This is a genomic window from Aeromonas crassostreae (assembly GCF_054052445.1).
The window spans coordinates 96,409-109,242 of record NZ_JBSTYM010000004.1 but is presented as its reverse complement, the minus strand read 5'-3'; the positions used below and the strand labels follow the sequence as shown (position 1 = coordinate 109,242).

The 12,834-nt window shown below is 63.9% G+C and carries 10 protein-coding genes; 6 read left to right on the top strand and 4 right to left on the bottom strand.

From position 1 onward, the window contains the following. Positions 1-139: 139 nt before the first annotated feature. From ACW5W4_RS04690 to ydiJ, 3 genes are all read right to left on the bottom strand, one after another. Positions 140-589 carry a hotdog fold thioesterase gene (locus ACW5W4_RS04690; RefSeq protein WP_456688589.1) on the bottom strand — a complete coding sequence of 150 codons (450 nt, stop codon included), beginning with the start codon at positions 587-589 and terminating at the stop codon, positions 140-142. A gap of 95 nt (positions 590-684) precedes the next feature. Then, on the bottom strand, positions 685-1,173 hold the full coding sequence (locus tag ACW5W4_RS04685; protein ID WP_427262259.1) for a hypothetical protein: 489 nt from the start codon (positions 1,171-1,173) through the stop codon (positions 685-687). Beyond that, on the bottom strand, positions 1,173-4,235 hold the full coding sequence (gene ydiJ, locus ACW5W4_RS04680; RefSeq protein WP_456688588.1) for a D-2-hydroxyglutarate dehydrogenase YdiJ: 3,063 nt from the start codon (positions 4,233-4,235) through the stop codon (positions 1,173-1,175). Before ydiJ ends, ACW5W4_RS04685 begins: the two co-directional genes overlap by 1 nt. Positions 4,236-4,420: 185 nt before the next feature. On the opposite strand from ydiJ, the gene ACW5W4_RS04675 reads away from it, so the two are divergent. Next, positions 4,421-5,347: a cation diffusion facilitator family transporter gene (locus ACW5W4_RS04675; RefSeq protein ID WP_456688587.1), complete on the top strand. Its 927-nt coding sequence runs from the start codon at positions 4,421-4,423 to the stop codon at positions 5,345-5,347. 261 nt (positions 5,348-5,608) lie between these two features. Continuing rightward, a complete protein-coding gene (locus ACW5W4_RS04670) occupies positions 5,609-6,730 on the top strand; it encodes an alkene reductase (RefSeq protein ID WP_456688586.1) in 1,122 nt (373 codons plus the stop codon). Positions 6,731-6,800: 70 nt separating this feature from the next. Here the strand turns inward: ACW5W4_RS04670 and ACW5W4_RS04665 are convergent, their stop codons facing one another. Further along, a complete protein-coding gene (locus ACW5W4_RS04665; RefSeq protein WP_456688585.1) occupies positions 6,801-7,820 on the bottom strand; it encodes an adenosine deaminase in 1,020 nt (339 codons plus the stop codon). A 198-nt stretch (positions 7,821-8,018) separates the two neighbouring features. Between ACW5W4_RS04665 and ACW5W4_RS04660 the strand changes: the two genes are divergently transcribed. The 4 genes from ACW5W4_RS04660 to asnB all read left to right on the top strand — a co-directional run bounded on the left by ACW5W4_RS04660 (position 8,019) and on the right by asnB (position 12,808). Next, positions 8,019-8,768: an HAD-IIA family hydrolase gene (locus ACW5W4_RS04660; protein WP_408796568.1), complete on the top strand. Its 750-nt coding sequence runs from the start codon at positions 8,019-8,021 to the stop codon at positions 8,766-8,768. A gap of 80 nt (positions 8,769-8,848) precedes the next feature. After that, positions 8,849-10,453, top strand: a complete 1,605-nt coding sequence (locus ACW5W4_RS04655) for a cation:proton antiporter domain-containing protein (RefSeq protein WP_456688584.1) — start codon at positions 8,849-8,851, stop codon at positions 10,451-10,453. Between the two features lie 97 nt (positions 10,454-10,550). Further along, on the top strand, positions 10,551-10,916 hold the full coding sequence (locus ACW5W4_RS04650) for a cupin domain-containing protein (RefSeq protein ID WP_408796570.1): 366 nt from the start codon (positions 10,551-10,553) through the stop codon (positions 10,914-10,916). 227 nt (positions 10,917-11,143) lie between these two features. Continuing rightward, the gene (gene asnB / locus ACW5W4_RS04645) at positions 11,144-12,808 is read left to right on the top strand and encodes an asparagine synthase B (RefSeq protein ID WP_456688583.1); all 1,665 of its coding nucleotides are present in this window, start codon (positions 11,144-11,146) and stop codon (positions 12,806-12,808) included. Positions 12,809-12,834 lie beyond the last annotated feature (26 nt).

The window sequence follows — 12,834 nt, the reverse complement described above, 5'->3', positions numbered from 1 at the left end:
GCGATTATAGCGCCACTTTGTTCTGCTGTCTTGAAAAATGTGATAGGTGTCTCAAGACGTTGGCAATTATAGAGGGATCTCCCGACTATGGCTTGCTTATTTTTCGGTCATGGTGCGTGATGACGGGTCGAGCGGCGCCTTAGCCCTTGTCCCGCTTGTGTTTGAGCACGGCGACCGTCAAGCGGCTGGTGCAGAGCAAACGGCTTCGTTCGTCTCTTATTTCTATCTGCCACACCTGGGTGGTCGCCCCAAGATGGAGCGGCGAGCAGCGCCCGGTCACCACCCCTTCCCGCTTGGCTCTCAGGTGGTTGGCGTTGACCTCCAGCCCCACGCAATAGCTCTCCTCCCCCACCGCCATGTTGGCCGCCAGCGATCCCAGCGTTTCCGCCAGCACCACTGAGGCGCCGCCGTGCAACATGCCCAGCGGCTGATGGGTGCGGTGATCCACCGGCATGGTGGCCTCGAGCCAGTCGGGGCCAAAGGCGGTGTAGAGGATGTCGAGGTGGGCCATCAGGGTGTTGCGGGAGCTGGCATTGAGTCCCGCCAACGTCAGGGGTTGCTGCCAGATGGGAGTCATCGCATCGCTCATGGGCTCTTGTCCTGTACTGGGTGCTTAACAAAGTGAGGACGCGGGCCAGAGGCCTGCGTCCGGGATCGGATGACGGAGGGCGGCGGCGCATCGCCTCACCATGGATAGCTGGTACCGGGCCATTGAGACCAGGGCACCCCTCGCCCGGGCAGACAGGGATGATGCCAGTGCCACACCTTGCCCAGCCAGGCGCGTAGCTCGGCCTCCAGCTCGGCATCCGTGATGGGGGCCTCGGCCTGTTTCCAGAAGAAGAGCTCCACCTCCACCTCCGGCAGCACCGAGGGATAGAGATAGACCCCGCCCCAGAACTGGGGCTCCCTGTCCGGGCTCCAGAGGCCATAGGCAAAGGAGCGCTTGGCGAGAAACTCCGAGCGCTGCCACGCCAGATCGTCCTCGTGCTGACTCAGGCTGAAGTTGGCGGAGGGCCAGGCATCGTTCGGGCGAAACAGCTGGTGGAGCTGCTCGCGCTCGCGCAGCATGGCGACGAACTCCACCACGGCCTGGGACGGGGTGGCGGGCAACAGCAGAAAGTGCGGGTGCCGATAGGCCTTGGGCACCCGAAATCCCTTGGGGAAACACAGCATCAGAGCAGTTCCAGCAGGGCCTGCAGCGGATGCTTGAGTTTCTCCCCCTCCATCCGCTTGACCTGGCTGCGGCACGAATAACCGGTGGCAAGGCAGCGTTCCTTGGGCAGACGGGCGAGGGGCTCGGCCCAGCTCAGACCATAGATGCCCTTGGAGTGCTCCACCTGCTTGGCGTCGTGGCCATAGGTACCGGCCATGCCGCAGCAGCCGACCGACACCGGCTGCAACTGGGCGCCGAAGCGGCCAAACAGGGTACCCCAATCGCCGTGGGTCGAGGGCTTGGTGGTCTTCTCGGTGCAGTGGGCAAACAGATACCAGGGCTCGGCCTGCTCCGGCGCTTTCGCTGCGGCCCTGACTTGCGGGGCCGGAAGAGAGAGCAGCCACTCCTGGGGCAGCAACACCTGGAAGTCGCCGCGGGCGGGGCCCAGGGCTTTCACATACTCATCGCGATAACAGAGCACCAGGGAGGGATCCACCCCCACCATGGGGATGCCCAGCGCCGCCATCTTGTTGAGGAACTGGGCGCCGCTCGCGGCGGTGCGGGCGAAGGCGCGCAGGAAGCCCTTCACGTGCTGGGGCTTGCCGTTGGGCTTGAACGGCAGCAGGTAGGGCTGATAACCCAGCTTGCTGGCCAGCTTCACCAGGTCGCGCACCACGGGGGCGTCGTAGTAGCTGGTGAAGGGATCCTGCACGATGAGCACCACTTTTTGGCGCTGCTCGGGGCTCATTGCCTCGAGGCCCGGCAGATCGAAATAGCGGGCCTTGTGATCACGCAGCTCCTCGGCCAGGGTGGGGATGCTCAGCAGCGGCACATCCACCATGCCGATGCTCTTCTCGGTCGCCTTCTGGGCCCACTCTTTCTCCAGGAAGAAGTTGACCAGCTTGGGGGCCTTGGCCAGCAGGGGCGCATAGCTTTCTACCGTGCCCACGAAGTAATCCTTGGGGCCGCGCAGATAGCGGCTGTGGTAGAGCTGCATGAAGCGGGCACGGAAGGTGGGCACATCCACCTTGATGGGGCACTGGCTGGTGCAGGCCTTGCACGCCAGGCACCCCTCCATCGCCTCCATCACCTCGTGGGAGAAGTCATACTGGCCGCGGGCACGGGCCAGGGTGTTGCGGAACTTGTCGACGATCTGCTTGAAGCGCAGACCACCGCTTTGCAGCGCGACTTCTTCGGCCAGGGGGTCGAAACCCTGCTCAGACAACTGGCGCAACCATTCGCGCATCAGCCCGGCCCGCCCCTTGGGGGAGTGGCGGCGGTCGCGGCTGATCTTGACCGAGGGGCACATGGGGGAGTCGGTCTCGAAGGTGAAACACAGGCCGTTGCCGTTGCAATCGAGCGCCCGGGTGTAGCTCTCGCGCACCGCGATCGGGATCTGGCGGTCGAACTTGCCGCGCTTGGGCCCGTCCACCGACACCAGTTCGGCGCCACTGCCATAGGGTATGCAGATCTTGCCCGGGTTGATGCGGTTATGGGGATCGAAGGCCCCCTTGACCCGCTGCAGCTCCTCCCACAGCTCGCCAAAAAAAGCGGGGCTGTATTCGGAGCGAAAGCCCTTGCCGTGCTCGCCCCACATCAGGCCGCCATATTTCGCGGTGAGCGCCACCACTTGGTCGGAGATGCGCCGCAGCAGCACCTCCTGCTCGGGGTCGCACAAATCCAGCGCCGGGCGCACGTGCAGCACCCCCGCATCCACGTGGCCGAACATGCCGTAGTCGAGGCCGTGGCCGTCCAGCAGGGCGCGAAACTCCATGATGAAGTCCGCCAGGGATTCCGGCGGCACTGCGGTGTCTTCGGTGAAGGCCACCGGCTTCTTGCGCCCCTCGGCGTTGCCGAGCAGCCCCACCGACTTCTTGCGCATGCCGTAGATGGTCTCGATGCTCGGCAGGTGGTCGCACACCTGATAGCCGATGATCCCCGCCTCCCCCTTGGCCAGCAGGCCGTCGATGCGCCGGCACAGCTCGGCCACCTTGATCTCGTGCTCAGCCTCATCGGTGTCGGCAAACTCGACGATGTTGAGCCCCTGCAAGTCCTTGCCCGGCACATCCTGGATGAGGTCTTTCACCGAGTGCCAGATGATGTCGGCACGGGCCAGCCCCAGCACCCGGGAGTCCACCGTCTCCACCGACAGGGCCTGGGCCTGCACCATAAAGGGGGCGTTGCGCAGGGCCGAGGGGAAGCTGTCGTACTTGACATTGACCAGGGTGCGATAGCGTGGGATAGGGGTGATGTTGAGGCGAGCCTCGGTGATGAAGCCGAGGGACCCCTCAGATCCGCACAGCACCCGGCTCACGTCCAGGGTGTCGCTGTCGGGCTGATAAAGGTGCTTGAGATCGTACCCGGTCAAAAAGCGGTTGAGCTTGGGGAAGGTGGCCTCGATGTCGGCGCGCCTCTCCTTGCCGATGCGATAGAGGGTGCGATAGATCTCCCCTTCCCGACTCTCGAGGGCCAGCTTGTCCGCCAGCCGGGCACCTGTGACCGGCTCGGTCGCCATGATGTCGCCATTCTCCAGTACGGCCTTGAGGCCCAGCACGTGATCCGAGGTCTTGCCGTACACCAGGGATCCTTGCCCCGAGGCGTCGGTGTTGACCATGCCGCCCAGAGTGGCGCGGTTGGAGGTGGAGAGATCCGGCGAGAAGAAGTAGCCGTGAGGTTTGAGGTAGGCGTTGAGCTGATCCTTGACCACCCCGGCCTGGGCCCGTACCCAGCCCTGCTCCAGATTAATTTCCAGGATCTGGTTCATATGGCGGGAGAGATCGACAATAATGCCGCCGCCCAGGGACTGACCATTGGTGCCGGTGCCGCCGCCGCGAGGGAAGAAACTCAAGGTGGCGTACTCGGGACCCTGTGCCAGCTTGAGCAGGGTGGCGATATCATCCGCGCTGCGCGGATAGAGCACCGCCTGAGGCACCACCTGATAGACGCTGTTATCCGTCGCCATGGCGAGCCGGCTTGCATAAGACTTTTCGATATCACCACGAAATGCTGATCGCGCCAGCAACTCAAGAAACTGCAGGGTTGTAGGTGACAAACTGTCCTGGTAATCGAGTCTCGGGATCATGAATCCTTGTTCCCATCCTTTGCTTGATGCCGGCACGCCGGCGACAACGACTGGCCTGGCTCACCTCTTCAGGGTGCTCTGGTTTTCAGAACCATGGGGCCAGCCCGCTCACATGTGAGCGGGCAGTATATCAGCTAGAAAACCGCTTGCGCGCGCAATCTTTACCATTTGAAAGGAGGACATTTATGGCTCATTACAGCCATGTTATCAGTACGTTGATCAACACAGAGAAACAGGCGCTGACCCTGTCGCTGTTTGGCTGCATCGGCTTCGCCATCTTCGGCATTGGCTATGGCCTCCTGGTCGGTTCCAACGCCATCATGCTCGATGGCATCTTCACCCTGTTCAGCATGGGCATGACGGGCCTGGGGCTCATCACCGCCTACCTGGTGACCCGCCCCTCGGACGCCCGCTTCCAGTACGGTTACGCCCACTTCGAGCCCATCACCAACGTCATCAATGGCGCCATCATCTTGCTGCTCTGCCTCGGCGCCCTCCATAGTGGCATCACCTCCCTGCTCGAAGGGGGACGGGAGATAGACCTTGGTCACGCCCTCATCTATGCCGCCGTCTCCACCTTCTTCTGCGCCATCATCTATCGGGTCGAGTCTGCGGTCGCCGAGCGAGTCGGCTCCGAGCTGGTGCGGGTGGACGCCAAGGAGTGGCTGGTGGATACCCTGCTCAGCGCCACCCTGCTCATCGGCTTCGTGGTCGCCATCGGCCTCGACGCCATGGGTTATGGCCAGTACAACCGCTACATAGACCCCGTGCTGGTCACCCTGCTCGCCCTGTGCGCCACCCTGATCCCCATCAAGGTGCTCGGCCGCAACCTGCGGGAAGTGTTGAAAATCGCCCCCAAGGGGGACGTCTCGGCGCGAGTCGAGCGCGAGATTGATGCCCTGCGCCAGCGCCATGGCATCGAATGCTACAGCCATCTGGCGAAAAGCGGCCGCCGCTTCGATCTGGAATTGAACATATTGGTGGCCCCGGATCAGGAGTGGCCCATCGAGCGCCAGGATGCCCTGCGCCAGGAGCTCTGGTCCCGCCTCGGCGATACCCTGGGGGATGCCTGGCTCTCGGTCTGCTTCACCCGCGAGAAGCGCTGGCTCTGATCCGGCGCCAGCCATCCTGATGCAACGCGGGGCCCATAGCCCCGCGTGATCAGCCGCCGACATGCGAGGCGGCGCCCCCACCTCTCCTGACGCCACCCCATCCAACACAATGGATGAACGTGCCGCGTCCCCTCTCCTCTTTTCCACCTCCTCCATCTCCCCATTGTTGCCATCAGCGCAGCACTCTTATGTAAATACCCGGGTTTATCCCAATGATGAGGATCGTTAGAGTGGCCCCACTCCCACCATGAGGAACGCCAAATGAACCATGATCCCCTGTTCTGCCCGCTGCGCCTGGGCCAGCTGCATCTCAACAACCGCATCGTCATGCCCCCCATGACCCGCTCCCGTGCCAGCCAGCCCGGCGATGTGGCCAATGCCATGATGGCGACCTATTACGCCCAGCGCGCCGAGGCCGGTCTCATCATCTCCGAAGGCACCCAGGTAGACCCCCTGGGCAAGGGCTACGCCTGGACCCCGGGGATCCACAGTGCCGAGCAGGTGGCCGGCTGGAAGCAGGTGACCGACGCGGTGCACGCCAAGGGCGGCGTCATCTTCGCCCAGCTCTGGCACGTGGGCCGGGTCACCCACCCGGACAACATCGGCGGCGCCCAGCCCCTCTCCTCGTCCGCCATCCAGGCCAAGGGGGTGAAGGTGTTTGTGGACAATGGCAGCGACGCCCCGGGGTTTGTGGAGACGGTCACCCCCCGCGCCATGACCCAGGCCGACATCGACGCCGTGGTGGGCCAGTTCCGCCAGGCCGCTCGCCACGCCATGGAAGCGGGATTTGACGGCATCGAGCTGCACGCCGCCAACGGCTACCTCATCAACCAGTTCCTCGACTCCGAGTCCAACGCCCGCACCGACAAGTACGGCGGCGCCCTGGAGAACCGGCTGCGCTTCCTGAAAGAAGTGACAGAGGCGGTCAGCAGCGAAATCGGCGCCGACCGGGTTGGGGTGCGTCTGGCGCCGCTCACCACCCTCAACGGCACCGTGGATGCCAACCCCCAGGAAACTTATCTGGCCGCCGCCCGCCTGCTGGGAGGGCTCGATGTCGCCTATCTGCACGTGGCCGAGGCGGACTGGGATGACGCCCCCCTGATGGCGCAGAGCTTCAAGCAGGGACTGCGGGATGCCTTCCCCAACACCCTTATCTATGCGGGCAAATATGATGGCGCTCGGGCACGGGCCGCCCTCGAGGCGGGCTGGGCCGACATGATAGGCTTCGGTCGCCCCTTCGTGGCCAACCCGGATCTGCCGAACCGGCTGCGCCACGGCTATCCGCTGGCCCCCCACGATCCCGCCACCCTGTTTGGCGGCGGCGAGCAGGGACTGACCGACTACCCGACCTACCAGGAGTCAAAAGAGCCGCAATCGGCCTGAGGCCAGGCCCGACCATGACGGCAACGCCCGCCATCTCTGGCGGACGTTGCCGTATCCTGCCGTGCCGGCGCTAGTAGAGGCTGACCCCGTGGCAGGCGGCATGGCTCCTGATCTCCCGGGTCAGCCGCGCCTTGTCGGCCAGACCGAGCCAGCTCGCCTCCACTGCGTTCAGAGACAGGCGGCAGAGCTGGCCCATGCTGGCGCCGAGATCATGGGCCAGGGCCTGGAAGTTGGCGGTCAGATAGCCGCCGAAATAGGCCGGATCGTCGGAGTTGATGGTGACGCACAGCCCCTGTTCCAGCAGGGTCAGTACATTGTGATCCGCCATGGTGCCAAACACCTTGAGCCGCACGTTGGAGAGGGGGCAGACGGTGAGGGGCAGCCGGGTGTCGGCCAGGTAACGCAGCAGCTCGGGATCCTCGGCGCAGCGCACCCCGTGGTCGATGCGGCGCACCTGCAGCTCCCGGATGGCCTGCCAGATGTAGTCGGCCGGCCCTGCTTCCCCGGCGTGGGCCACCACCGGCAGCCCCAGCTCCCGCGCGCGGGCGAAGACCCGGGCAAACTTGGCGGGCGGGTTGTCCCTCTCCCCCGAATCCAGGCCGATGCCGTGGATGCGGTCGAGCGAGGGCATGGCCTGCTCCAGGGTGGCGAACGCCGCCTCCTCGCTCAGGTGACGCAAAAAGCTCATGATGAGGCGCCAGCTGATGCCAAGTTCCCGCTCCCCGGCCCGCAGCGCCCGCTCGATGCCCGCCAGCACGGTGACGAAGGGAATGCCGCGAGCGGTATGGGCTTGCGGATCGAAGAAGATCTCCACATGCACCACCCCCTCCGCCGCGCAGCGCGCCAGGTAGGCCCGGGTGAGGTCGAAGAAATCCTGCTCGGTGACCAGCACGCTGGCCCCCAGGTAGTAGAGATCGAGAAACGATTGCAGGCCGTCAAACTCATAGGCGGCGCGCACGCTCCTCTCATCGGCCCAGGGTAGCGATATGCCGTTGCGCGCGGCCAGGCGCAGCATCAGATCCGGCTCCAGGGTGCCCTCGATATGCAGGTGCAGCTCCAGCTTGGGCAGCCCAGCGATAAACTCGTCCATGATCGACTCCTTCTCTCTCTCCCCCTGCGTCTCGGCAAAGGCCGGCGCCCTGGCCGAGCCAACCACAAGGGGCTGTTTGGCTCGATTGCTGTCACACCTTGTCATCAAAGGGGCTTATAATGGCGGCACAAAAAACCATAACCGATTGAAGACATGCAAGAATGTCTCTGCCTCATCCCTGCCCCTGAAGGAGTTTCCATGAAGAAAAACGTCATCTGTGACATCGACGGCGTCATTTTGCACAACAACGATCTCATCCCGGGGGCCGATCTCTTCGTCCATCGCCTGCTGGAACAGGGCAGCAAGCTGTTGTTCCTCACCAACTATCCGGCCCAGACCCAGAAAGACCTGCAAAACCGCTTTCGCGCGGCCGGGATAACGGTGCCGGAGGAGAGCTTTTATACCTCCGCCATGGGCACCGCCGATTTCCTCAAGCGCCAGGATGGCAAGAAGGCCTATGTGATAGGAGAAGGGGCCCTGACCCACGAGCTCTACAAGGCTGGCTTCACCATCACCGACATAGACCCCGACTTCGTGGTGGTGGGGGAGACCCGCAACTACAACTGGTCCATGATGCAGCTGGGGGCCAAGTTTGTCGCCCAGGGCGCCCGCTTCATCGCCACCAATCCGGACACCCACGGCCCCATGATGTACCCGGCCTGCGGCGCCCTGTGCGCCCCCATCGAGCGGATGACCGGCAAGAAGCCCTTCTATGTCGGCAAGCCGAGCGCCTGGATCATTCGCGCGGCGCTGAACCGGATGGAGGCTCACTCCGACAACACCCTCATCATAGGTGACAACCTGCGCACCGACATCCTCGCGGGTTTCCAGGCCGGTCTGGAAACCGTGCTGGTGCTGTCAGGGGTGAGCAAGGTGGCCGACATAGAGCAGATGCCCTTTAGCCCCAACCACATCTTCAATTCCGTGGTCGATATCGACATCGTCTAGGTCGGCCGATGGCGGCGCGGCCCCTGCGGGCCGCCCATCCCTCATGTGTTGCGGGCCCAGGCCCGGAAGATGGTAATTGTATGGAACCTGTACTGATCGCCGTGGCATTCGTCTGCGGCATGCTGGTCAACCTGATTGGCCTGCCTCCCCTGCTCGGCTTCCTCGCCGCCGGCTTCATTCTCAATGGCATGGGGTATGAAAATACCCCGGCCCTGGCAGAGCTGGCGGATCTCGGGGTCACCCTGCTGCTGTTCACCATAGGGCTCAAGCTGGATGTGCATACCCTGCTACGTCGGGATGTGTGGGGCACCGCCAGCCTGCACATGCTGCTCTCCACCCTGCTGTTTACCCTGGTGCTCCTGGTGTGCAAGGGGCTCGGCATGGCGCTGGCCATGTCCCTGGGCTGGCAACTCGCCGTGCTGCTGGGGTTTGCCCTCTCTTTCTCCAGCACTGTCTTCGCGGTCAAGGTGCTCGAGGAGCGCAGCGACATGAATGCCCTCTATGCGCGCCTCGCCATCGGGGTGCTGGTGATGCAGGACATCTTCGCCGTCGCCTTTCTCGCCATCTCCAGCGGCAAGCTGCCGAGCATCTGGGCGCTGTGGATCCTGGGGCTGCCCCTCCTGCGCCCCCTGCTGTGCCGGCTGCTCGAGCGAGCCGGTCACGGGGAGTTGCAGGTGCTGTTTGGGGTCTTCCTGGCCCTGGTGCTGGGGGCCGCCGGGTTCGAGGTGGTGGGGCTCAAACCGGATCTGGGGGCACTGATCATCGGCATGATGCTGGCCTCCCACCCCGCCGCCGCCGGGCTGGCCAAGGCGCTGTTCACCCTCAAGGATCTCTTCCTCATCTGCTTCTTCCTGACCATAGGACTCAACGGCCTGCCGACCCAGGATGCCATGTGGATAGCCCTGGCCCTGGTGCTGGCGCTGCCGTTCAAGAGCGCGCTCTATTACCTGGTTTACAGCGGCGCCCACCTGAGGGTACGCACCGTGCTGCTCTCCACCCTGGCGTTGAGCAACTTCTCCGAGTTCGGCCTCATCGTCGCCGCCATCGCCGCCAAGGCGGGCTGGCTCTCCCATGAGTGGCTGGTGACCCTCTCCCTGGCGCTGGCGGCCAGCTTCATGATCTCGGCCCCCCTCAATGGCCAGAGCGAGCGGATATACCACAGGTTCGGCAACTGGTTGCGCGGCCTGCAGGCCAGCGAGCTGCACCCGGAAGACAGGCCCATCGAGCTGGGCGACGCCCAGGTGATCATCCTCGGCATGGGCCGCATCGGCCAGGGCGCCTACTTCGAGCTGGAGAACAAGTACGGCCCCGTCATCCTGGGGGTGGAGAACGACCACGGCAAACTGCCCGGGCTGCGCGAGCGCAACATGAACGTGATAGAGGGGGACGCGACCGATACCGACTTCTGGGACAAGGTGCTCATCTCCAACCAGATAGACCTGGTGCTGCTGGCCATGCCCCATCACTCCGGCAACCTCTATGCCATCGAGAAGCTGCGCAGCCACGGCTTCACCGGCAAGATAGCCGCCATCGTCCGTTTCGAGGACGACATCGACTCCCTGCGCGAGCAGGGGGTGGACGCCGTGTTCAACGTCTATGACGAGGCGGGCAGCGGCTTCGCCCGCCACGTGATCAGGGGAATGGAGGGGCGCGACCCCCTTGGCAAGACGGGGACGATCGTTTAGCGTACCTTGCTAGCCGTCAATTAAAACGAACGGGGCGTCGTCGGCTACCAGGAGGGTGGCCGGTAAGCCCCTGGTTCTCCCCTGCCATGGAGGCATCATGCTGACACTCAAAGACTGGACCCTGCTCGACCGCCAGACGGTCACCCCCTCGCCACTCACCCCGGCCCCGGAGCGCATCCGGGCGGGCAACCCGACCCAGAGCGTCTGGAATCACTACTCGGATCCGAGCCAGCAGTTTCATGTCGGCTTCTGGCACTGCGAGCCGGGGCGCTGGGCGGTGCACTACACGGAGCACGAATATTGCCAGCTGCTGGAGGGGGAGGTCTGCATCCACGATGACGAGGGGAACCAGCTGCATCTCGGCCCCGGGGATCGCTTCGTCATCCCGGCGGGCTTCACCGGACAGTGGGAGACCCTCACCCCCTGTCGCAAACTCTATGTGATCTTCGAACCCAGCGCTTAGGCCGAGATGAGACGGGGTATCCCTTGCCCCATGACGCCCGCGTCAAGCAGCTTGACGCGGGCGTCATGGTTTTGAGCGGGCAGGATCCGGCCCACGGACCCGATTTTGTGCCATGTTGCCGCTTGCAAAAGGGGGTGGCGCTAGGCATTGTGAATGGCGAGGAATGTAAATGGAATTTCGAGCCCAAACGTGGGGGGCTCAATAAAAATTAAAGAGGATTTACATCAATGTGCTCAATTTTCGGCATTCTGGACATCAAATCTGACGCGGCAAGCCTGCGTAAATCGGCGCTCGAGATGTCCAAGCGACTGCGCCACCGCGGGCCTGACTGGTCCGGTGTCTACAGCTCTGACAAGGCGATCCTGGTCCACGAGCGACTGGCCATCGTCGATCCGGGCAATGGCGCCCAGCCCCTCTACAACCCGGAACGCACCCACGTGCTGGCGGTCAACGGCGAGATCTACAACCACAAGGAGCTGGAGAAGACCCTGGCGGTGGACTTCCAGTTTCAGACCAAGTCCGACTGCGAGGTGCTGCTGGCCCTCTACAAGGAGAAAGGGCCCGCCTTCCTGGATGATCTCAACGGCATCTTCGCCTTCATCCTCTATGACGCCGAGCAGGACGCCTATCTGATTGGCCGCGACCACATGGGCATCATCCCCCTCTACACCGGGCGTGACGAACATGGCAACTTCTATGTCGCCTCCGAGATGAAGGCCCTGGTGCCGGTGTGCAAGAGCGTGGAAGAGTTCCCGCCCGGACACTACCTGTGGAGCAAGGACGGGGTCCTGACCCACTACTATCAGCGGGACTGGCGCGAGTTTGACGCCGTCAAGGACAACCCCGCCTCGGTCGAGGAGCTGCGCGCCGCCCTCGAGGCCGCGGTCAAGCGCCAGCTGATGTGCGACGTGCCCTACGGCGTGCTGCTCTCCGGCGGCCTGGATTCGTCCGTCATCTCCGCCATCACCAAGATCTATGCCGCCCGTCGCATCGAAGACGATGGCAAGAGCGAGGCCTGGTGGCCCCAGCTCCACTCCTTCGCCGTGGGGCTGGAGGGATCGCCGGATCTCGCCGCCGCCCAGAAGGTGGCCGATCATCTGGGCACCGTCCATCACCAGATCCACTTCACGGTGCAAGAGGGCCTCGATGCCCTGCGGGACGTCATCTATCACCTCGAGACCTATGACGTCACCACCATACGCGCCTCGACCCCCATGTACCTGATGGCGCGCTACATCAAGGCGATGGGCATCAAGATGGTGCTCTCGGGCGAGGGCTCGGACGAGCTGTTCGGCGGCTACCTCTACTTCCACAAGGCGCCGAGCGCCAAGGATTTCCACGAGGAGACGGTGCGCAAGCTCGACGCCCTGCACCTCTACGACTGCCTGCGGGCCAACAAATCCATGGCCGCCTGGGGCGTGGAGGGCCGGGTGCCCTTCCTCGACAAGGAGTTCATGGACGTGGCGATGCGCCTCAACCCTGCCGCCAAGATGTGCGGCAACGGCAAGATAGAGAAGCACATCTTGCGCGAGGCGTTCGAGGCCCTGCTGCCCCACGAGGTGGCCTGGCGACAGAAGGAGCAGTTCTCCGACGGCGTGGGTTACTCCTGGATAGACAGCCTGAAAGCCATGGTCGAGGTCGAGGTGACGGATCAGATGTTCGAGGCGGCCTCCTTCCGCTTCCCCATCCATACCCCCCTCACCAAGGAGGCCTACTTCTATCGCGCCATCTTCGAGGAGCACTTCCCGCTGGAATCCGCCGCCCGCTGCGTGCCCTACGGCAAGTCGGTCGCCTGCTCCACCCCGACCGCCCTGGAGTGGGATGCCAAGTTCAAGGAGATGGCCGATCCGTCCGGTCGCGCCGTGCTGGACGTCCACCAGCAGGCCTACTGAGCCGCGGACTTGCCCGCCCGATAATG

What these genes read in the sequence shown, in the direction of transcription:
- ACW5W4_RS04690 (WP_456688589.1), bottom strand. Translation starts at nt 589, where the DNA reads ATGAGCGATGCGATGACTCCCATCTGGCAGCAACCCCTGACGTTGGCG.
- ACW5W4_RS04685 (WP_427262259.1), bottom strand. Translation starts at nt 1,173, where the DNA reads ATGCTGTGTTTCCCCAAGGGATTTCGGGTGCCCAAGGCCTATCGGCAC.
- ydiJ (WP_456688588.1), bottom strand. Translation starts at nt 4,235, where the DNA reads ATGATCCCGAGACTCGATTACCAGGACAGTTTGTCACCTACAACCCTG.
- ACW5W4_RS04675 (WP_456688587.1), top strand. Translation starts at nt 4,421, where the DNA reads ATGGCTCATTACAGCCATGTTATCAGTACGTTGATCAACACAGAGAAA.
- ACW5W4_RS04670 (WP_456688586.1), top strand. Translation starts at nt 5,609, where the DNA reads ATGAACCATGATCCCCTGTTCTGCCCGCTGCGCCTGGGCCAGCTGCAT.
- ACW5W4_RS04665 (WP_456688585.1), bottom strand. Translation starts at nt 7,820, where the DNA reads ATGGACGAGTTTATCGCTGGGCTGCCCAAGCTGGAGCTGCACCTGCAT.
- ACW5W4_RS04660 (WP_408796568.1), top strand. Translation starts at nt 8,019, where the DNA reads ATGAAGAAAAACGTCATCTGTGACATCGACGGCGTCATTTTGCACAAC.
- ACW5W4_RS04655 (WP_456688584.1), top strand. Translation starts at nt 8,849, where the DNA reads ATGGAACCTGTACTGATCGCCGTGGCATTCGTCTGCGGCATGCTGGTC.
- ACW5W4_RS04650 (WP_408796570.1), top strand. Translation starts at nt 10,551, where the DNA reads ATGCTGACACTCAAAGACTGGACCCTGCTCGACCGCCAGACGGTCACC.
- asnB (WP_456688583.1), top strand. Translation starts at nt 11,144, where the DNA reads ATGTGCTCAATTTTCGGCATTCTGGACATCAAATCTGACGCGGCAAGC.